The 19,374-nt window shown below is 63.4% G+C and carries 20 protein-coding genes; 7 read left to right on the forward strand and 13 right to left on the reverse strand.

Annotation, left to right across the window (positions count from 1 at the left end; translation table 11 throughout):
• Positions 1–37: 37 nt before the first annotated feature.
• From Q363_RS11795 to Q363_RS43985, 8 genes are all read right to left on the reverse strand, one after another.
• Positions 38–4,786, reverse strand: a complete 4,749-nt coding sequence (locus Q363_RS11795) for an Lhr family ATP-dependent helicase (RefSeq protein WP_084080263.1) — start codon at positions 4,784–4,786, stop codon at positions 38–40.
• Between the two features lie 87 nt (positions 4,787–4,873).
• On the reverse strand, positions 4,874–5,695 hold the full coding sequence (locus tag Q363_RS11800; RefSeq protein ID WP_035350332.1) for a CheR family methyltransferase: 822 nt from the start codon (positions 5,693–5,695) through the stop codon (positions 4,874–4,876).
• Positions 5,682–6,878 carry a protein-glutamate methylesterase/protein-glutamine glutaminase gene (locus Q363_RS11805; protein WP_051978672.1) on the reverse strand — a complete coding sequence of 399 codons (1,197 nt, stop codon included), beginning with the start codon at positions 6,876–6,878 and terminating at the stop codon, positions 5,682–5,684. Before Q363_RS11805 ends, Q363_RS11800 begins: the two co-directional genes overlap by 14 nt.
• A gap of 48 nt (positions 6,879–6,926) precedes the next feature.
• Positions 6,927–7,313 (reverse strand): response regulator, encoded by a 387-nt coding sequence (locus Q363_RS11810; protein WP_035350335.1) that lies wholly within the window; start codon positions 7,311–7,313, stop codon positions 6,927–6,929.
• Positions 7,310–7,837: a chemotaxis protein CheW gene (locus Q363_RS11815; RefSeq protein ID WP_035350337.1), complete on the reverse strand. Its 528-nt coding sequence runs from the start codon at positions 7,835–7,837 to the stop codon at positions 7,310–7,312. Before Q363_RS11815 ends, Q363_RS11810 begins: the two co-directional genes overlap by 4 nt.
• Positions 7,834–8,385, reverse strand: coding sequence for a hypothetical protein (locus tag Q363_RS43975; protein ID WP_051978673.1), 552 nt, complete (start codon positions 8,383–8,385; stop codon positions 7,834–7,836). Before Q363_RS43975 ends, Q363_RS11815 begins: the two co-directional genes overlap by 4 nt.
• Positions 8,358–8,813, reverse strand: coding sequence for an ATP-binding protein (locus tag Q363_RS43980; protein WP_245632173.1), 456 nt, complete (start codon positions 8,811–8,813; stop codon positions 8,358–8,360). Before Q363_RS43980 ends, Q363_RS43975 begins: the two co-directional genes overlap by 28 nt.
• On the reverse strand, positions 8,771–9,724 hold the full coding sequence (locus Q363_RS43985; RefSeq protein WP_051978675.1) for a chemotaxis protein CheA: 954 nt from the start codon (positions 9,722–9,724) through the stop codon (positions 8,771–8,773). Before Q363_RS43985 ends, Q363_RS43980 begins: the two co-directional genes overlap by 43 nt.
• Before the next feature lie 83 nt (positions 9,725–9,807).
• Here Q363_RS43985 and cdd point away from each other — a divergent pair, with 83 nt between their 5' ends.
• The 4 genes from cdd to Q363_RS11840 all read left to right on the forward strand — a co-directional run bounded on the left by cdd (position 9,808) and on the right by Q363_RS11840 (position 12,773).
• Complete coding sequence (gene cdd / locus Q363_RS11825) at positions 9,808–10,239, forward strand: cytidine deaminase (RefSeq protein ID WP_035350339.1); 432 nt, start codon at positions 9,808–9,810, stop codon at positions 10,237–10,239.
• A 29-nt stretch (positions 10,240–10,268) separates the two neighbouring features.
• A complete protein-coding gene (locus tag Q363_RS11830) occupies positions 10,269–11,666 on the forward strand; it encodes a thymidine phosphorylase (protein WP_035350341.1) in 1,398 nt (465 codons plus the stop codon).
• 123 nt (positions 11,667–11,789) lie between these two features.
• A complete protein-coding gene (dps, locus tag Q363_RS11835) occupies positions 11,790–12,401 on the forward strand; it encodes a DNA protection during starvation protein (protein WP_035350343.1) in 612 nt (203 codons plus the stop codon).
• A gap of 30 nt (positions 12,402–12,431) precedes the next feature.
• A complete protein-coding gene (locus tag Q363_RS11840; RefSeq protein WP_035350345.1) occupies positions 12,432–12,773 on the forward strand; it encodes a 2Fe-2S iron-sulfur cluster-binding protein in 342 nt (113 codons plus the stop codon).
• A gap of 76 nt (positions 12,774–12,849) precedes the next feature.
• On the opposite strand, the gene Q363_RS11845 is transcribed toward Q363_RS11840, so the two are convergent.
• Positions 12,850–13,272: a hypothetical protein gene (locus tag Q363_RS11845; RefSeq protein ID WP_157466762.1), complete on the reverse strand. Its 423-nt coding sequence runs from the start codon at positions 13,270–13,272 to the stop codon at positions 12,850–12,852.
• A gap of 320 nt (positions 13,273–13,592) precedes the next feature.
• Between Q363_RS11845 and Q363_RS11850 the strand changes: the two genes are divergently transcribed.
• Both Q363_RS11850 and Q363_RS11855 read left to right on the forward strand, forming a co-directional pair.
• Positions 13,593–15,440 carry a sigma 54-interacting transcriptional regulator gene (locus tag Q363_RS11850; protein WP_051978676.1) on the forward strand — a complete coding sequence of 616 codons (1,848 nt, stop codon included), beginning with the start codon at positions 13,593–13,595 and terminating at the stop codon, positions 15,438–15,440.
• Between the two features lie 18 nt (positions 15,441–15,458).
• Positions 15,459–15,647, forward strand: coding sequence for a maltose acetyltransferase domain-containing protein (locus Q363_RS11855; RefSeq protein WP_035350349.1), 189 nt, complete (start codon positions 15,459–15,461; stop codon positions 15,645–15,647).
• Between the two features lie 201 nt (positions 15,648–15,848).
• On the opposite strand, the gene Q363_RS40400 is transcribed toward Q363_RS11855, so the two are convergent.
• Positions 15,849–16,571 (reverse strand): peptidoglycan-binding domain-containing protein, encoded by a 723-nt coding sequence (locus Q363_RS40400; RefSeq protein ID WP_051978677.1) that lies wholly within the window; start codon positions 16,569–16,571, stop codon positions 15,849–15,851.
• Positions 16,572–16,637: 66 nt separating this feature from the next.
• On the opposite strand from Q363_RS40400, the gene Q363_RS11865 reads away from it, so the two are divergent.
• On the forward strand, positions 16,638–17,195 hold the full coding sequence (locus Q363_RS11865) for a sugar O-acetyltransferase (protein WP_035350351.1): 558 nt from the start codon (positions 16,638–16,640) through the stop codon (positions 17,193–17,195).
• On the opposite strand, the gene Q363_RS11870 is transcribed toward Q363_RS11865, so the two are convergent.
• From Q363_RS11870 to Q363_RS11875, 3 genes are all read right to left on the reverse strand, one after another.
• Entirely contained in the window at positions 17,196–17,666 is a 471-nt protein-coding gene (locus Q363_RS11870; RefSeq protein WP_211256167.1) for a RidA family protein, read from the reverse strand.
• Between the two features lie 21 nt (positions 17,667–17,687).
• Complete coding sequence (locus tag Q363_RS42745; RefSeq protein WP_211256168.1) at positions 17,688–18,053, reverse strand: hypothetical protein; 366 nt, start codon at positions 18,051–18,053, stop codon at positions 17,688–17,690.
• A 72-nt stretch (positions 18,054–18,125) separates the two neighbouring features.
• Entirely contained in the window at positions 18,126–19,199 is a 1,074-nt protein-coding gene (locus Q363_RS11875) for an LLM class flavin-dependent oxidoreductase (RefSeq protein WP_051978685.1), read from the reverse strand.
• Between the last annotated feature and the right edge of the window lie 175 nt (positions 19,200–19,374).

Below are 19,374 nucleotides of genomic sequence, written 5' to 3' on the forward strand. Positions count from 1 at the left end.
CCACTCTCCAACTCGCCCGCATCCGATCGCCACCAGCCTACCGCTCCGTTAGCGACTCCGCCTTTCTCCGCACATAGAACCCTGTCGCGCCAGCCGAAAACCCAGCCTCCAGCAGATACTTCGCCAGCGCATGTCCTCCCGCCGGAACGCCGTTCACCGTCGAGATCAGCATTCCCGCCCTCGCGTCTCCCTCCTCCTTGCGCTCCTCCACGCGCCGCACAAGAAACTCCGCCAGCCCTTGCGCCACATGCGATCGCTGCGGCTCTTCCTCCGGCAGAAACACCTGCACATTCGGATTCCCCCGCCGCAGATACGCAACCAACGCCCCATCCCCAAGAATCACCTTCGCCCCGACGCTGCGCGTCAGCAGCGTCCCCGCCTCCGCCGCCGGCCAGCGCAGCAGAGCCCCATGAGGATTCGCCGGATCCGTCGCCGCCAGCTCCACCATCTCCACCTTGCCGTCTTCCCGCCGCGCACGCAGCGACCGCAACAGCTCCACCGCCGCCGGCAGCGCAAACTGCGTCGCTCCCAGTTCCGCCGCAAAGTACCCGCGCCGAACCTTCCCGCTCTCCTCCATCGCCTTCAGCACGTCGTAGACTGCCGAGAATCCCCCCGGCAACCCCTCCGCATGCGCCGTCTCGCGAAACACGACGCCATAGCGGGCAAGCAGCTGCGACGCCACCCGATGGCTCCACTCCGTAGCCGACCTCCCCTCGGCAAACGCCGCCGCCTGCAGCGCCCATCGCCCCTGCCCACTCGGGGGTGTAGTCCGTCTCGACCTGAACCCCGCCTGAAATCCCACTTCCCTCCGCACAGGCCTGCGCGACGCCGCCGGAGGCTCGCAGTAAGCCCGCAGCGCCGCCATGCCATCGTTGGTCATCATCCCCCGCCACACCAGCCGCCACAGAGCATCCAGCGTCTCACCTGGATACCCTCCGCCTACGCCCTCATGCAGCTCCTGAAAGAACGAAGCCCCCCGCGCCCTCAGGTACTCGACAATCGCACCCTCCCGCTCATTGCTCTCCGTTCCCAGCTCCCTGCCACCTGCCTGCAGAGGCCACAGCGCCGATAGCTGCTCCGCAAGATAGAGCGTAACCCGACCATCCCGCTCCCCCAGCGGCTCCAGCCCCACCCACACCACCTCGCCCGCGGCGATCAGCGTATCCAGGTCGCTCGTCCTGTAACCCGCAATCCGCGCCGGCAGAATCTCCGTCTCCAGAATCGACGCCGGCAGCGGTGCTCCCTGCAGACTCTCGATCGCATCCAGCAGCGCATCCAGACCCTTTCGCGGCTGCACCACGCCCTGCCATCGCGTCAGCATCCTCGCCAGCGTCCTCTGCTCCACCGGCTCCACCTCGCGGCGCAGACGAGCCAGGCTCTTGCGCCGGATCGTCCGCAGCACCTCGTCCTCGCACCACTCGCGATGCGCTCCCCCCGGTCGGAAACCTCCCTCAACGAGACGTCCCGCCTGCACGAGCCGCTCGAGCACCGCCTCCACCCGTTCCACCGGCACGCCGAATCGCGACGCGCACTCCGGCGTAGTGAACGGCCCATGCGTCCGCGCAAACCTCCGCACCAGGTCCACCGTCGCATCCGGCGCTACCTCCAGAAACGCCGCAGGCAATCGCGCCGGGAGCGCCACTCCCACCGCATCGCGATACCGCGCCGCATCCTCCACCGCGATCAGTCTCCGCTCACCCGCAAGCTCCACCTCCAGCACGCGCTTCGCCCGCAGCAGCTTCTCCACGCTTCCGCAGACCGCATCGTTCGCGCACCTGAGCCGCAGCTCCTCTCGCGTCAGATCCCCCAGCCGCAGCAGCAGATCGTGCACGCCGTCCATCGTCCGCGCCTTGTAGTTGTCCACGAGGCACTGCAGCTGCTCCTCGGTCTCCTCGATCGCGCCCGCGTCCAGCAGCTCGCGGAGGTCCGCATCGCCCATCAGCTCGCGCAGCTGATCCTGATCGATCGCCAGCGTCTGAGCCCTCCGCTCGGCAAGCGGAGCATCGCCGTCGTACAGATAATTCGCCACGTACCCAAACAGCAGAGCCGAAGCGAACGGGCTCGGCGTCCGCGAGTCCACCGTATGCACCCGCAGCGTTCGATTCGCCACACTCTCCAGCGTCTCCATCAGGGCCGGCATATCGAACACATCCCTCAGGCACTCGCGATACGCCTCCAGCACCATCGGAAACTCCGCATACCGGCTCGCCACCCGCAGCAGGTCATACGCCCGCTTCCGCTGCTGCCACAGCGGAGTCCTGCCATCCGCCCGCCTCCTCGGCAGCAGCAACGCCCTCGCCGAGCTCTCACGAAACTTCGCCGCAAACATCGGCGTCGCGCTCAGCTGCCCCATCACCAGCTCAGCCGCCTCCGTCGCCTCCAGCAAAAACGGCTCGACACTCGGCGGCTCGTCCGTCTCCGGAAAGCGCAGCACAAACCCGTCCTCGCTCCACATCGCCTCCACATCAGGACCACCCAGCGCCCGCACCTTCGCCGTAGCCGCCATCGACCACGGCGCATGCACGCGGCTTCCAAAAGGCGTCAGCACACACACCCTCCAGAAGCCCAGCTCATCGCGCACCCGCTCCACCACAACATTGCGGTCATCCGGAACCACCACCGTCGCCAGCTCCTGATCCGCGATGTAACGAAGCACATTCTCCGCCGCCACCGGATCCAGATCGTGCGACTCCACCAGCCTCGCCACCGCCGCTCCCCGCGGCATCTCGCGCACCTCCCGCACCAGCGCGCCGATCCTGCGCCCAAACTCCAGCGGCCTCCCCGCTCTGTCTCCATGCCAGAACGGCGTCTTCCCCGCCTCGCCCGGCGCCGGCGTCACCAGCACACGGTCATGCGTAATCTCTTCGATCCTCCACGCCGAAGCCCCCAGCACAAACGTCTCCCCGGGCTTGCTCTCGAAGACCATCTCCTCATCCAGCTCGCCCACCCGCACCGGCTTCGCCCGCTCGCCGGCAAGAAACACGCCATACATCCCACGATCCGGAATCGTCCCCGCATTCAGAATCGCAATCCGCTTCACACCTGCACGTGGCGTAATCCACTGCCGCTTCCGGTCCCAGGTAATCCTCGGCCGCAGCTCTGCAAACTCATCCGACGGATACCGTCCCGCCAGCATATCCAGCACCCCATCGAAAACCTCGCGGCTCAGCCCCGCAAACGGAGCCGCACTCCGCATCAGCGCAAACAACTCCTCGTACCCGATCCCCGGCCCATCCTCTTCTCCGCTCCACCTCGCCTGCGTCGCCTCCACGTCTCTGCTCAGCGGAGGATGAGCCACCACTGCCACAATCTGCTGCGCCAGCACATCCAGCGGATTGCGCAGAAACCTCGTCGACTCCACATGCCCCTCGTGCATCGCCCGCGTCACTGCGGCACATGCCACCAGATCGGCGCGATACTTCGGAAAGATCACCCCGCTCGAACGCGCCCCCACCTGGTGCCCCGCCCTGCCAATCCGCTGCATCCCGCTCGCTACCGAGGGCGGCGACTCGATCTGCACCACCTGGTCGATCGCCCCCATATCGATCCCCAGTTCCAGCGACGATGTCGCAACCAGCGCGCGAATCTCTCCCGCCTTCAGCAGCTCTTCGATCTCACTGCGCTGCGCCGCCGCCAGCGATCCATGATGAGCCCGCGCAATCGACTCTCCCGCCAGATCGTTCAGCGCCCCCGCCATCCGCTCCGCCACGCGACGCGCATTCACAAAGATCAGTGTCGAACGATGCGCACGAACGATCTCCAGCACACGCGGATAGATCGACTGCCAGATCGACCCACGCTTCGTCCCTACCGCCTCCCTCTCCTCGTCCGTCTGATCGAGCGCCGTGCTCAGCCGGGCCATATCCTCCACCGGAACCTCCACCTTCAGCTCCAGCCTCTTCCTCGCCCCCGTATTCACCACCGTCACCGCCCGATATACCGGCACAGCCGCCGCACTCTCTTCCTCATCGAGCACTCCGGCAACCAGCCGCTGACTCGCTGACTCGCTGACTCGCTGACTTGCTCCTCCGCTGACTCGCTGACTTGCTGACTCGCTTTCTCGCTGACTCGCTCCTCCCAGAAACCGCCCCACCTCCTCCAGCGGCCTCTGCGTCGCCGACAGCCCAAGCCTCTGCAACCGCCTCCCGCAAAGCGCCTCCAGCCTCTCCAGCGACACCGCCAGATGCGCCCCGCGCTTCGTCGGAACCAGCGCATGAATCTCATCAACGATCACCGTCTCGACCGTCCGCAGCGCCTCGCCCGCCCCCGAGGTCAGCATCAGGTACAGGCTCTCCGGCGTTGTAATCACTATCTCTCCAGGATGCCTCTTGAACCGCGCCCTCTCCCTCTGCGGTGTATCACCCGTTCGAACGGCGATCTCCGGAACGTGCACCCGCACGCCCTCCCGCCGCGCCATCTCCGCAATCCCCTCCAGCGGCCGCTGCAGATTGCGCTCCACGTCCACCGCCAACGCCTTCAACGGCGACACATACACCACCCGCGAGCCGCGCTCCGCATCGGGCGCAGTCCCCAGCATCAACTTATTCAGGCACCACAGAAACGCCGTCAGCGTCTTGCCCGTGCCTGTCGGCGCCAGGATCAGCGTCGACTCCCCACGCGCAATCGCCGGCCAGCCCTCCACCTGCGGAGCCGTCGGCTCGCCCAGCGCCTCGCGAAACCACCGCGCCGTCACCGGATGAAACAACTCCAGCACGTCGCCGTCCACAGAGACAGCCGTGCTCTTCGGTCTTCCCTTCTCTTTCGTGTTCGAGTGGGTACGTGGCATCGCCAACCAGGTCGCTCTTTCAGCAGCATACCTGCCGCACACTTATGCGATGCTCCTTACCCCGCCATCGTCACACCCGCATCAGCCCTAAAACACCGGCCGATAAAAGTAAGAGTTCGCAGAGAACTCCACCTCAAACAGATTCGTCGACTCCTCCGCCTGCTCCGCGTTCCCCAGCAGAAGATACCCATCTGGCGCCATATGTTGGTGCACATCGCGAAACACCACGCTCCTGTCCTCCTGCGAAAAGTACAGCAGCACATTCCGCAGCAGAACCAGGTCAAACACCGGAAGCTTCGGCAGCAGACCGCACAGATTAGCGCACTCGAACTCGCACATCGCTCGAATTCGCGGGCTCATCTCCCACTCCTCTCCCTCTCGCGTCATATGCTTCAGCAGCATCCTCGCCGGCAGCCCGCGGTTTACCTCGAGCCTCCGGTACCGTCCCCTGCGCGCATACTCCACCACCTGCCGCGAGATGTCGGTCCCGATCACCCTCACGTCCCACAGCGCAATCTCCGGCAGATGCTCCGCGAGCATCATCGCCAGGCTGTAGGCCTCCTGCCCCGTCGAGCTCACCGCACTCCATATCCGCAGACTGCGCTGGTGTCGCCTCGCCTCGATCAGCCGAGGCAGAATCGTCTCGCGCAGCAGATCGAACGGCTTTACATCGCGGAAGAAGCTCGTCTCGTTGATCGTCATCGCCTCGGCCACCGCGCGATGCAGATGCGCCGGCCTGTCCGAACGCAGCAGATGCACGAAGTCCTCCAGGTTCGACGCTCCCGCCATCCGCGCAAGCGGCGTCAGCTTAGAATCGAACAGCGAATTGCGCGAAGGATCGATCATGTTCGCCGACTGCGTCATCACCACCTCTCGCAGATACGCGTAATCGGAATCAGTACAGGCCATACGCTACCTCCCGCCGCAAACTCGTCAGCTCTGCTGCTCGCGGCGCCACTCTCGTTCTAGCCACCCGCCCCGCATTCACTCTCTGGTTCACCTCGCGCGCCATCGCGTCCAGCGGTAGCGTAGCGCTTGCAATGCCCGACTCCGAGATCCGTCCCGGCATCCCCCACACCGCAGAGCTCGCCTCGTCCTGCGCCAGCACCACGCCGCCCGAATCGTGCACCGCCCGCGCTCCGTCCAGCCCATCCGAGCCCATGCCCGTCAGCACCAGTGCCAGAACTCCCGCACCATACACGCGAGCCGCCGAAGAGAACAGATAGTCCACCGATGGCCTGCAATGATTCAGGGGCTCCTGGCTGTGCAGCTTCACTCTGCCACTGCGCACCCGCTCGCCCGCAGCACTCAGCAGATGCGGAGCCACCTCCATATGCGTATCTCCCGGAGCCAGCAGCACACGGCCCGCCCGCAGCGGCGCGCCATGGTAGGCCTCCTCCACTCGCAGCGCACAGCATCGATCCAGCCGCTCCGCCAGCACTCCCGTAAACAACTTGGGCATGTGCTGCACAATCAGCACCGGCACCGGAAGATCCGGGGCAAGCCGCGGCAGCAGCTGTTCCAGCGCCGTCGGTCCCCCCGTCGAAGCTCCGATCACCACCGCTTCGACCGGGCGATCCATGGCCTCCGAGCTAGCCGTGAATCTCGCTCGCGGAACAACGCTCGACACCGCGCTCTCTCTCCGCACACTCACCAGCGCGGCGATCTTCGGCAGCAGCTGCTCCGCCAGCGAAGCCAGCGCGCCCTCAAAGTCCCTCTGCCCCGCCGGCTTCATCACATAGTCCGCCGCGCCGCGAGTCAGCGCATCCAGAGTCGCCCGCGCGCCGCGCTCCGTGTGCGAGCTGCACATGATCACCGGCAGCCGCTGCCTGTTCGCGCGCAGATGATCCAGCACCTCCAGCCCGCTCAGCCGGGGCATCTCCAGATCCAGCACCAGCACATCCGGCGCAAGTCGCATCACCGCCTCCAGGCACTCCACGCCGTCCCGCGCCACCCCCGCCAGCTCCATCTTCGGCAGCTCGCCGCACGGATCGTTCGCGTGCCGCTCAAACAGAGTTCTCATGATCCCGCGCATCACCGCCGAATCATCCACCGCAAGAACGCGCAGAGGCCGCTCCCCTGAATTCACCATGTGCCCTGTCCTCTTCCTTCCGCAATCCGCAGTACGAAACACCCTTCCTCAACTGCCTTCCGGCGTCAGGCGGCAAAAGCCCAGAAGCATCATCTTCTCGCGCAGGCTCTCCGGCGTGAACGGCTTCATCAGAAACTCGTCGGCTCCGTTGTTTAGTGCCATCGAGATGAACGAGTTGTCCGCCTCCGTCGTCACCATCATCACCTTCATCTCCGGATGCAGCTTCACCTCTCGCAGCGCTTTCACGCACTCCAGGCCGTTCATCACCGGCATGTTCACGTCCAACAACATCAGGTCAAACTCCTTCTCATCCGTCAGCACCGCCAGCGCATCGCTTCCGTCCACGGCCTCCTCGCACGCGATTCCCATCCGATCCAGCAGATGCCGCAGATACTCCCGGATAAAGCTCGAATCATCCACGATCAGTGCCCTCATGCGTTCTCCCCTGTCACTCCCTGCTTGAACATTCCCGTCTCGGCCAGCCGCGATGGGCGCAGCTTCTGCGGATCCAGCTGCACCATCAATCCGTTCGGCATCTTGTACGCTCCATCGAACAGCCACTTGCACTTCGCCTCCAGCGTGCACGGATTGGCCTCCAGCATCCTCCGGCTCACCGTCACCACAGCTCCCACTGCGTCGACCATCAGGCCGAACCGCTCCTCGCCGTCACGGTCTTCGAGCACCAGCACGCAGCCCGCCTCCTTGCTCTCCGGCAGTCCTAGCAGCGCGCGAAAGCTCACCGTCGTCAGCACGTCGCCGCGATACGGAACCACACCGGCCACAAACGCCGGAGCCATAGGAACCCGCTCCAGCTTCTCGCGCTTGCCCAGCACCTCGCGAATCTTGCCCGTGTCGATGCCGAAGCTCTCATTGCCCGCAAACATCGAGCACAGCGACGTGCTGTCGTCCTCCTCATGGATCTGCTGTGCGCCCTGCGCCTCTTGTCCCACGATCTTCACGCGACCTCCCTCCACGCATCCGCCGAGCCCGCGCCAAATCCGCGGAAGATCGTCGTAAGCTTCTCCTTCACCAGCGCCAGGTCCATCCCGCCGCTCGCCGCATCCTTCTCCAGCAGCGTGCCATCGGAGACATCGAGCACCCTCCGCACCACAACCCCCAGTCGCGGAGATCCCTTCACGCTCGCATCGCCACAGATCAGCACCGTCGCCGCCGTCTCCTCGCCCTTCTGCTCGAGCGACTCCATCTCATCCAGCACGCGGCCGTCGTCCCTCAGCTGCAGCAGTTCGCCGCGATACTGCAACAGCGCGCGCCCGTTCGCATACTCGATCTGGCTCAGCGGAACGCTCTCGATCCGCTCCACCACGCCCAGCGGAAGCGCCGTGCGCTCGCGCGGCCTGTCCTCAAAGACCAGGAACGACGCCTCGTCCTTCTGCTCTGGCGCTACTCCCTGCTCCTCTTCCTCTTCTTCGACCACCGGCTTCACGCCCGCGCGCGCCGCCGTAGCCGCAATATCCAGAATCAGCGCCAGCGTCCCGTTGCCCAGCACCGTCGCGGCGGGATATACACCAGCTCCACCAGCGTCGTCTGCGGCAGCGCAAAGCTCTGCCCCCCGCTGCGCACTACCAGCGCCGGCACAATCGCCAGCGTCAGCGGAACCCGCAGCCTGAGCGTCGTGCCCACGCCAACCTTCGACTCCAGCTCGACGCTGCCGCCCACCTTCTCCACATTGGCACGAACCACATCCATGCCCACGCCGCGGCCCGAAACCGTCGTCACCGCCGAAGCCGTCGAAAATCCCGGCAGAAAGATCAGCTGCAATGCCTCGCGCTCCGTCATCTCCGTGGCCTGCTCCAGGGTCACCAGTCCACGCTCGACGGCCTTCTTCAGCACGCGCTCCATCGCAATGCCGCCGCCGTCGTCCGAGACCTCGATCACCACGACCCGCTCTGATGGAACGCCCGCAACCGGACGCATCCCTCCGCCGGCTTGCCCGCCAGCACACGATCCGCCGGAGCTTCGATCCCGTGGTCCACCGCGTTTCGCACCGCATGCGTCAGCGGGTCCTTGATCGCCTCCAGCAGGCTCTTGTCCAGTCCCGTCTCTTGCCCCGAGAACTCGATCCGCACATCGCGACCGCACGTCCGCGCCAGGTCGCGCACCATCCTCGGAAACTTGCCGAATAGATTCCCCACCGGCTGCATCCGCGCCTGCATCACCGTCTCGCGCAGATCAGCCGTCACCGAGTCCAGCCGCCGCGCCAGCTCCTGGAAGTTCGTCGACTCCACGCCGCTCTGCAGCATCTGGTTGCGCGTCAGCACTAGCTCGCCGACCAGGTTCATCATCCGGTTCAGCACGTCCACATCAATGCGCAGCGTCTTGTCGCTGTTTGCCGCCGCGTGCACCGCCTGCGCGGCCGTCGTCTGCGCCGCCGCCTCCACCTCGCCCGCAGCCTTCATCATCACCACCGGCGCAGGCCTCTCCGGTTCGCCCGCAGCGGCCTCTCCATTCAACGCCGCAAGCTCCGCGATCAGCGCGCTGTCGTCATCGCCCGCGCGCGTCCCCTCGCCGCCCGTCTCCTCAATCAGTGCCAGGATCGCCCGCAGCCCATCCAGCAGCCGCAGCAGTCCGCTGATCAGCTCCTCGGTCACCGCCAGCCGCGCTTCGCGCAGCGAGCCCAGCAGATGCTCTCCCGCGTGCGCCAGCTTCTCCAGCCGGTTGAACCCCAGAAACCCCGTCGTGCCCTTGATCGTATGCACCGAGCGGAAGATCTCTCCCACCAGCTGCGCACGGTCCTCAGGCCGAGCCTCGAGCTCAGTCAGGCACCGCTCCATGCGGTCCAGTCCCTCTTGGCTCTCTGCGATAAATTCTTTGGTCAGGTCGTCCACATCCCTCTTATCGCGCAGCCGTCACAAAGCATTAGCTGGTCAATTACTTGCCTTCACCGAACACACCCGATAGCCTCACATTTATGTCTCAAAACGACACCCTCGGCAGCATCACGCCGTCCCAGCTCGAAGACCTCCGCCAGCGTGCCCTCGCCGTAGCCGGAAACGCATACGCCCCCTACAGCCACTTCCGCGTCGGCGCCGCACTCCTCCTCGAAAACGGCAACCTCGTCACCGGCTGCAACGTCGAAAACGCCTCCTACCGCCTCACCACCTGCGCCGAGCAGGCCGCCATCGCCGCCGCCGTCGCCCTCCACGGCCCCGCCCTCCGCCTCCGCGCCGTCGTCATCGTCAACCTCAACGACGCCGCCTCGCAGCCCTGCGGAGCCTGCCGCCAGACCATCCACGAGTTCAGCACGCCCTCCACTGAAATCTTCTTCCCCGCCGCCGACGGCTCCCTCACCCGCTCCACCATCCCAGACCTGCTCCCCTCAGCCTTCCGCCTCACAAACTGACAACCTGCAACTGGCAACCTGCAACTCTTATGAAACGCATCCATCCCATCGACGTCATCCTCCACAAGCGCGACGGCCTCACCCTCACCGACCAGGAGATCCGCGCCTTCATCCGCGCCATCGTCGACCGCACGCCCAAAAAGCAGCTCGTCACCGACTCCCAGATCGCCGCCTTCCTCATGGCCGTCTTCCTCCGAGGCCTCTCGCCCCGCGAACTCGCCACCCTCACCGAGGCCATGCGCTTCTCCGGCGAGGTCGCCTACACCGAAGCCCTCAACACCTTCACCATCGACAAGCACTCCACCGGCGGAGTCGGCGACAAGACCTCACTCCTCATCGCCCCCATCCTCGCCGCCGCCGGCCTCGCCCACCCCACCCCCGAAGGCGTCCCCGGCATCGTCGTTCCCATGATCAGCGGGAGAAGCCTCGGCCATACCGGCGGCACTCTCGACAAGCTCGAGACCATCCCCGGCTTCAACACCCAGCTCTCCTTCGCGGAGATGCGCGACGTGCTCAAGCAATGCGCAGCCTCCCTCATCGGCCAGACCCCCCACATCGTCCCCGCCGACCGCATCCTCTACGCCCTCCGCGACCACACCGGCACCGTCGAGTCCGCTTACCTCATCACCGCCAGCATCATGAGCAAAAAACTAGCCGAGGGTCTCAACGCCCTCGTCCTCGACGTCAAAGTCGGCTCCGGCGCCTTCATGCCCACCTACGAGAAATCCAAACTCCTCGCCGACCTGATGGTCGAGACCGGCGAGGCCTCCGGCACTCGCACCGTCGCCCTCCTCACCTCCATGGACGAACCCCTCGGCCGTTTCTCCGGCAACTGGGTCGAGGTCTGGGAGTGCGTCGACATCATGCGCGGCACGCGCCACCCCATGTCCCGAGACCTCATCGAGCTCACCAACATCCTCTCCGGCTGGATGCTCCACCTCGCCGGCCGCGCCTGCACCCCCGAAGAAGGCGCAAAGCTCTCCGACCAGATCCTCCACTCCGGCGAAGCCTACAAAGCCTGGCTAAAAATCGTCGCCGCGCAGGGCGGAGACACCACCATCTTCGCCGACCCCGCCGCCCACCACATCCCCACCGCTACCCGCACCCTCACTGCCCCTCGCTCCGGCTTCCTCACCTCCATGGACTGCAAACAAGTCGGCTGGGCCGTACAACGCCTCGGCGCAGGCCGAGCCAACCCAGGCGACCTCGTCAGCGCCCACGCAGGCATCGAGTCCCACGCCAAATTAGGAGACCGCATCGAAGAAGGCCAACCCCTCTTCACCCTCTTCGCCGAAGACGAAGCCCTCCTCGACGAACCGGAAAAGATGCTACGCGACACCCTCCGCATCAGAAGCAAGCCGGCTCCCCGCCCGCCCCTCATCCACGAAGTCATCACCGCAAACGAGCCCAAACCTGCAATTCGTTAGCTCTTCGCCTGTCATCTCGCACTTTCCCGCTCATTGGAGATAGCCACACCTCATTACCAGCATCTCAATGGGTAACGAAAAATCCGGGAGGACCAAAACTCCGACCGGGGGAAAGGACATGCAATGGCACAAGAAAGCGTAGTGCAACCCGGAGACGTAACCCAACGAGTCGGCGTCGAGGTCATCCGTGCCCGCGGCGTGGACGTAGACAAGCTCATCAAGATGCTGGTCGCCAATGCTGCGGCGGAGTTTGCCAGCACGTACTACTACTACACCATCCTGCGCATGAACCTTGCCGGCCATGAAGACTACAAGGAGATCTGCGAGGATGCCAGGCTTGAAGACCGGGCCCACTGGGAACTGATCGTTCCGCGCATCTACGAGCTTGGCGGACAACTACCCAACGACCTCAAGGAATTCCACGACCAGGCCGGCTGCAAGGCAGCCAAACTGCCGGATCCCCCCACCGCCGTGAACATCCTCACCCTGCTGCTTGAATCCGAGCGGTGCGCCATTCGCAGCTGGAGCGCTGTCTGCGACATGACCTTCGGCAAAGACCCGCGCACCTACGATCTCGCCGCCCGCATTCTCAACGAGGAGATAGAGCATGAAGCCTGGTTCATCGAACTGCTGGCCCATGAACGCGATGGAAAGTCGGTACCTTCCGGACACTTCCGTCGCGGCGAACCCGGCGAGGCGCCGTACAGCAAGAATCGCGGTTTCTACAATCCGTAACGCGATAATCCATAACGCGCCAGAGTTCGCATGACAGAAAGTCGGAGCTTCCGGGTTCTCATCGAAACCCCGGACGGCCCACGCTCTTTTGACTGCCCCAAAGAGGAGCGCATCTGGGGTGCCGCTGCGGAAAACGGCGTCGTCCTGCCCGCAATCTGTCATCAGGGCCGCTGCCTGACGTGTGCCGGACTGCTGCTCGAAGGCGTCGTCGAACACGACCATCCCGATACCTACTTTCCCGAGGACGAGGCAGCCCGCTACATCCTGATCTGTTGCGCTATGCCACGTAGCGATGTGCGCATCCGTTCTCACCAGGAATCCGAGATGCGCAAGCATCGGATAGCGGCTGACCTGCCTGCTCCCTACGGTTGACGTGCTGGCAGAACCTGCCGGGCACAAAAAAAGACCCGGAGACGATCGTCTCCGGATCCTCTTCGCCTCAAGATAACTACTTGAGGGCGATCGTGACATCGCTGCTGACCGGACGCTGTGATACCTGCATTTGCTCCCTGGCGCGCTTTTCGGCCTTCGAGACCGAGAAGGAAAGATTCATTGCCGAGAGGTCGCTGCAAATCTGACTCAGGAAATACTGGTCCCCATACTTATGGAAGACCAGCGCGTTGCCCTTTCCTGGATCATTGTTTTTAGCCATAGTCAGAATGTGGACGCTCTTCTCCCGGTTGGAGATGAGGAGCAGATTAGGGTTGGACGAATCGGAACCGATCGTGTAGGTTCCAGAAGGCAAAGAGTTGCCGTTGACCGTGAAGTTGAATGGGACGGTTGCCTTCATCTTGTGATCCTGGGCCCATACTCCTGCTGTGATGGAGGTAGCCGCTACGAAGAGAGCGATTGCCTTGACGATGCGTTTCATGACGTTCTCCTTTCCGGAGTACCCTCTTCCAGGGTCCCTTCGGGCTCGGATCTTGCTCTTCAGGAGCTGATATGCCTCGATATAGTGCATACCTGTTGCCAAAGCTGGCCGATCTCCCGCCTCGCAACACCGCACATGTATTTGCAACGAGATACAAACGCCGCCCCGGACTCAAACCCACCCATGTCCCCGCTATGCACCAGCAGCTGGTATCCGAAGGGATACCCACCGGTATCCTTCCCATTACCTGTCGTGAAAATTAAGAACGATCTGGGATTCCTTACCAACTCGCCTACACTTTGACTCGACCGGAGGCTCCGATGAAGCCGCGGCTCCTCGTTATCTCAGGTTCCCTCCCAGGCACCGTCCGGCATCTCGTCGAAGGCCAGTTCTTCATTGGCCGTGACGAAGCAAATCAGTTGTGCCTCACCGATCCCGCCGTCTCCCGCAGGCACTGCATGCTCCAGCAACTCGACGAGCATTATGAGCTCGTCGATCTTGACAGCCGTCACGGCACCTTCGTGAATGGAGTCCCCGTACGGCGCAAGCTTATCGAACACGGTGACACAATCCGCGTTGGAAGATCCGAGCTTGTGTTTCTGTCCCATGAAGGCGACGAGATGACTCAGGCCACCGCTATCCACAGCGATCTCCCCGCCATCTCCACCCTCAGTACCATTCGAATGGCCCCTCCAGTGCCTCCGACATTTGGAGTTGAAGTGGGACGCATGGCGCGTGATCTGGCCGCACTGTTCAGAATCAGTAACGTTATCAATTCCATCCGTGACTCCGAACTCCTGCAGCACGAACTTCTACGCCTGATCTTCGAGGTCATCCCCGCGGAAAAAGGCGCAGTCCTTCTCCTGACAGATCTCGATGAGGGCGAACCAGCCTCAATCTGCACCAACAGCCGGCAACTCGGCGACAGTCGGCCAATCGAGGTTCAGCGTGAGCTGGTCCACCGCGCCATCTGGGAGCGTTCGGCTGTCTTCACCAACGCCGCTACCGAGGCAAGCCAGAACGTGCTCTGCCTTCCGCTCGTCGCCGTGGAAAAGACCATCGGCGTCATCTATCTCACATCGCCGCGCTCTTCTCCGCCGTTTCACGAAGATCACATCCATTTCCTCGACTCGGTCTCCCGCATCGCAGCCGTAACGCTCGAAAACATACTCGCGCTCGACGCGCTACGCTCCGAGAACAGCCTGCTGAAAGCCGAACTCAACCCTGCCTGCAAGCTCGTCGGCGAAAGCCGCCAGATCGGCCAGGTGGAAGAGTTCATCTCCCGTGTCGCGCAGAGCGACTCCACCGTCCTGATCCGCGGCGAGAGTGGCACCGGCAAAGAGCTCGTTGCGTGCGCCATACATCACTCCAGTCCACGCTCCGACCGCCCCTTCATCGCTATCAACTGCGCCGCAATTCCCGAAACGCTGCTCGAAAGCGAGCTCTTCGGCCATGAGAAGGGCGCATTCACAGGCGCCGTCGGCACGAGAAAGGGCAAGCTCGAAGCGGCTGAAAACGGAACCCTGTTCCTCGACGAGATAGGCGAACTTGCTCCCCCCATGCAGGCAAAGCTCCTGCGAGTCCTGCAGCAGAGGGAGTTCGAGCGCGTCGGAGGTGCTCACCCCATCCCCTTCAAGGCCCGCGTCCTCGCCGCAACCAACAAGAACCTGGAGCAAGCACTCAAGTCCGGCGACTTTCGCCAGGACCTGTACTACCGTCTCAACGTCGTCTCCGTCACCGTCCCGCCCCTGCGCGAACACCGCGAGGACATCCCTTTACTCGCCTTGTACTTCGCCGCCAAGTACGCAGAAAAGAGCAAGCGCCCGTTTAAGGGCATCTCGCAGCGGGCACGCACTTTGCTAATGGGCTATAGCTGGCCCGGTAACGTCCGCGAGCTGGAGAATGCAATCGAGCACGCCATCGTCTTGGGACTGACCGAGGAGATACTTCCCGAAGATCTCCCCGTTGGCATACTCGAGGAGCAGTCCGCCGGCCTCGCCGGCGCGCGATACCACGACGCGCTCAACCAGACCAAAAGAGAGCTGGTACTCAACGCACTGCGTGAAGCAAACGGAAGCTATCCCGAAGCCGCTCGATCGCTCAACATTCACCCCAAGTATTTGCATCGGTTGGCGCGCAATCTCAAGTTGAAGTCAGAGGCCGGCTGAAAAACACGCAGCTCATCCATGATGATCATCACCACAAGCAGTCAGTCACATCTGACGCCGGAGATCCCTATGGTTCATCCAACCGGCAAAGAAAAATCAGAAAAGGACAAGATGCTTGCCGGCGAGCTCTACAACGCCCAGGACCCAGTTCTCGTCGCCGACCGCCTCCACTCCGCTGCGGCTGGCCTGCCTGCTCCATACGGTTGACATGCTGACGGAACCTGCCGGGCAGCCCACCGCTCACCGCAGGCGCTCATAAGCGATCCCTGTCCACACACCATCGTTGCTACCGGTGCATGCACTTCACCGGACGGGGCTGGGGCCAGGCCACCGGCCAGTTAACCCTCGCCCAGCCAGCCGACATATCCGTGACCGTGCAATAGAACATCTCTTATGCGCCTTCCTCTACTACAGAGCTACCCCAAGAGCACTCGCAGTAAGCTCCCCCACCTCCCCGTCACCCACCAGCCCATTCGACAACTGAAACGCAACCACAGCCGCCTGCGTATGTGGACCGAACTCGCCATCAATCGCACCCGGATTAAACCCGGCAGCCTTCAGCGCCTGCTGAATCCTCCGCACAACCGGCCCCGTCATCATCGGCGTCATCAGCCGGTACACCACCGTCGAAGGCTCCGTCACCGGTACCACCGCTCGTTGCGTGTATTTGATCCCCGGCACCAGCACTCCCATATCCCACCTCCGCCCCGCCAGCCTCGAAGAAATCACGCCATCCGCAGACGAGTGCGCCTCGATCGTCCCGCCCGTCCCGTCTGAAAACACAACGTGCCCTATCGCCCCCGGCTGCGGCACGCGCAGAACCGCCGCGCCCGGAGTCCTCGCCGCCGCATCCAGCGAGATCACCTCACCCAGCGTCCTCGCATCGCGATCGCAGAATCCCGTATAAGCATCCGCCGTCGCCGGGTCCCCAAAGTCTCGATTACACCCATACAGAATCCCCGACGTCTGAAACACCACCCACGAAAAAAACTCAGCGCAATCCCAGGGCCCCTTCCAATTCCCGTTATCCTTGGGAGCAAGAGCTCCCAGCACATATCGTTCGCCGACGTGCTTCCGAGCCAGAGTGACCAGTGCGCTACCGGTCGCACCACCATTCGTTCGAGGGGCCATTGACTTCCTCCTTGTTAGCTCTTTGAGCTAGGCATCCAATCTACTCCCCAACTTCCGGAACCCCACATGCCGCTTCCTTTAAAATCCGAAAAAGACAAGATGCTCGCCGGCGAGCTCTACAACGCCCAGGACCCCACCCTCGTCGCCGACCGCCTCCGCTCCGCCTCCCTCATCCACAAATACAACTCCACCCCGCACCACCCCGCCACCCACTTCATCCAGCTTGAAGAGCTCCTCGCCTCCGTCGGCCCCCGCACCGTCGTCCGCCCGCCCTTCTACGTCGACTACGGCTACAACATCACCCTCGGCGCCGATGTCTTCCTCAACTTCAACTGCGTCCTGCTCGACGTCACTCCCATCACCATCGGCGACCGCACCCAGATCGGCCCCTTCACCCAGATCTACGCCGCCGACCACCCCCGCGACCACGCCACCCGCCGCGCCCACCTCGAAAACGGCCGCCCCGTCCACATCGGCGCCAACGTCTGGATCGGCGGCGGAGCCATCATCCTCCCCGGAGTCACCATCGGTGACGACGCCATCATCGGAGCCGGCGCCATCGTCACCCGCGACGTCCCCGCCGGAGCCACCGCAGTCGGCAACCCCGCCCGCATACGTCCCTGATTACGGCAGCACCGCTACCGCCTCTACCTCAATCATCGCGTCCTCGCGAAACAAAGCCTGCACCCCGGCCAGCGTACTCGCCGGAGGGTGCGCCTTATCGATAAACCCGTCCCGCACCTCCCGTAACGCAACCACCCTGTCATGGTTCAACCCCACCACGTAGTAGTTCAGCTTCACGACGTCCTTCGGCGTTGCCCCTGCCGCAGCCAGCTCCGCCCGCAGGTTCGCAAACACCTGCGCCGCTTGCGCGCGAAAATCATCCTTCCCCACCATCTCACCCTTCCGGTTCACCCCAACCTGTCCGGAAAGAAACACCATCTTGCCGCCATGCACCACCACCGCGTGGCTGTACCCTGCAGGCGAGCTCATCTCATGCGAGTTCATGAACTCAACCTTCGCCTTCCCGCTTCCCGTTTGAGCGAACACCACTCCACTCATCAAGCCAACAACCAGAAACCGATCCAGTCTCATATCCACCTCGCAACTCGAAACTCAACTGCAAGCGTTATAAGGAACCAGCATCGTTAGACGCACCGGCACTGACTCAACTGGAGGTGGCATGAACTCACCATAAGTCCATCGCAAGGGCCTCGCCGGGGCGTATTCGTGCAGGTAGCATGCGAACCGGAGAATGCCCGTCCCTTGCACACATTCCATCTGCCGCTGAATTACGCTCTCTCCATCCGCTGAAAGGAGTGCTTCGTCATACGCAACCATCATGCGTTGAGGATCGCCGCTCAAATCATGCTGACCAAAATCTGAAAGAGTAAATCTCTCATCGATGCCTTTCGACCTCAGCTTCGATGAGCACAAGTTTATTGAAGTGGTCGCGCGTGGATTCATCATCTCCAGTGACATCCCACTGCTCCTGATACGTTTCGGCAGAGATCTCTGGCCGGTACACTCCGAGGATTCGGATCTTTGGCTCACTCATGCGGTCGTAAGTTTATCAGTCCCTGAAACTCCCGCAGCCGTCAGCCCGAACTCCCCCGCCAGCAGCTCATAACTCCTCAACCGCTTCGCCTGATCCCAGACAATCGTATTCACAATCAGCTCCCCAATCCCCAAAGCCCCAGCCATCTGCTCCAACCTCTCCCTCACCACCGCAGGAGTCCCCACAAAGTACCTCGGCCACTCCCCCTCCTCCATCGGAACCTCTCCCATCATCCGCAGCTCGCGCAACGCATCCTCCGGCGCGGCCACCGGCTTCCGATCCCCCAGCCGAATCCTCCGCTGCAGCAGCCGAGCGCTGCTCGCCAGATACTCCGCCTCCTCTTCGGTCTCCGCGCAAACCACTCCCACCGCAACCGTCGCCTCTGGCCTCTCCGCCCGAATCCCCGGCCGGAAGTACCGCATATACGTCTCAATCGCCTCCCTCGTCTTCACCGGCGAGAAGAAGTGCGCAAACGAGTACGGCAGCCCGTACTCCACCGCCGCCACCGCGCTCCACATGCTCGACCCCAGCATCCACACCGCCGGCCCCCTGTACTCCTCGCCCGGCGGCGGAGCCGGCATCGCCTTCACCCTCCCAAACGGATGCCCGTCAGGAAACCCATCCTCCAGGAACCCCAGCAGCTCCACCAACTGGTCCGGGAAATCATCCTCCATCGGAGTCTTCCGGCTCCGCCTCAGCGCCAGCGACTCCATCGGCCCGCCCCCCGGAGCACGCCCCAGCCCCAGGTCCACCCTCTCCGGATACAACCCATACAGCGTCCGAAACACCTCCGCCACCTTCAGCGGGGTGTAATGAGGCAGCATGATCCCGCCCGACCCGATCCGTATCCGCTTCGTCTCCGCCCCAATCCGCGCCAGCATGATCTCCGGAGCCGTACACGCCAGCGTATCCATCGCATGGTGCTCCGACATCCAGAACCGCCCATACCCCAGCTCATCCACCCGCCGCGCCAGCGCAATCGAGTTCTGCAAAGCCTGCGCAGGCGTCCCATCCTCGGCCACCGGCGACTGATCCAGCACCGAAAGCCGCAACCCCGTCTTCTTATCCATAACCATCAGATGACCAACCACCCTTCGACGACCCTCGAACGAAACCTGCCATCAACCAACGAACACCTTCAGACGTCCCCCTCCTATCTGTGCATGGCAACGCTATCTGTGCATGGCCACGCTATCTCTCCATGGCCACGCTCTCTGCGTGCGTCATTCTGAGCCGAAGGCGAAG

The sequence above is a fragment of the Edaphobacter aggregans DSM 19364 genome, assembly GCF_000745965.1.
Lineage (GTDB): Bacteria > Acidobacteriota > Terriglobia > Terriglobales > Acidobacteriaceae > Edaphobacter > Edaphobacter aggregans.

Coding starts and splice junctions, on each gene's coding strand:
- Q363_RS11800 (WP_035350332.1), bottom strand. CDS start 5,695: ATGGCCTGTACTGATTCCGATTACGCGTATCTGCGAGAGGTGGTGATG.
- Q363_RS11870 (WP_211256167.1), bottom strand. CDS start 17,666: ATGAGACTGGATCGGTTTCTGGTTGTTGGCTTGATGAGTGGAGTGGTG.
- Q363_RS11805 (WP_051978672.1), bottom strand. CDS start 6,878: ATGGTGAATTCAGGGGAGCGGCCTCTGCGCGTTCTTGCGGTGGATGAT.
- Q363_RS11845 (WP_157466762.1), bottom strand. CDS start 13,272: ATGAAACGCATCGTCAAGGCAATCGCTCTCTTCGTAGCGGCTACCTCC.
- Q363_RS11875 (WP_051978685.1), bottom strand. CDS start 19,199: ATGGATAAGAAGACGGGGTTGCGGCTTTCGGTGCTGGATCAGTCGCCG.
- Q363_RS11830 (WP_035350341.1), top strand. CDS start 10,269: ATGAAACGCATCCATCCCATCGACGTCATCCTCCACAAGCGCGACGGC.
- cdd (WP_035350339.1), top strand. CDS start 9,808: ATGTCTCAAAACGACACCCTCGGCAGCATCACGCCGTCCCAGCTCGAA.
- Q363_RS11810 (WP_035350335.1), bottom strand. CDS start 7,313: ATGAGGGCACTGATCGTGGATGATTCGAGCTTTATCCGGGAGTATCTG.
- dps (WP_035350343.1), top strand. CDS start 11,790: ATGGCACAAGAAAGCGTAGTGCAACCCGGAGACGTAACCCAACGAGTC.
- Q363_RS11795 (WP_084080263.1), bottom strand. CDS start 4,786: ATGCCACGTACCCACTCGAACACGAAAGAGAAGGGAAGACCGAAGAGC.
- Q363_RS11840 (WP_035350345.1), top strand. CDS start 12,432: ATGACAGAAAGTCGGAGCTTCCGGGTTCTCATCGAAACCCCGGACGGC.
- Q363_RS11850 (WP_051978676.1), top strand. CDS start 13,593: ATGAAGCCGCGGCTCCTCGTTATCTCAGGTTCCCTCCCAGGCACCGTC.
- Q363_RS11865 (WP_035350351.1), top strand. CDS start 16,638: ATGCCGCTTCCTTTAAAATCCGAAAAAGACAAGATGCTCGCCGGCGAG.
- Q363_RS40400 (WP_051978677.1), bottom strand. CDS start 16,571: ATGGCCCCTCGAACGAATGGTGGTGCGACCGGTAGCGCACTGGTCACT.
- Q363_RS11855 (WP_035350349.1), top strand. CDS start 15,459: ATGATGATCATCACCACAAGCAGTCAGTCACATCTGACGCCGGAGATC.
- Q363_RS43980 (WP_245632173.1), bottom strand. CDS start 8,813: ATGCGTCCGGTTGCGGGCGTTCCATCAGAGCGGGTCGTGGTGATCGAG.
- Q363_RS42745 (WP_211256168.1), bottom strand. CDS start 18,053: ATGTCACTGGAGATGATGAATCCACGCGCGACCACTTCAATAAACTTG.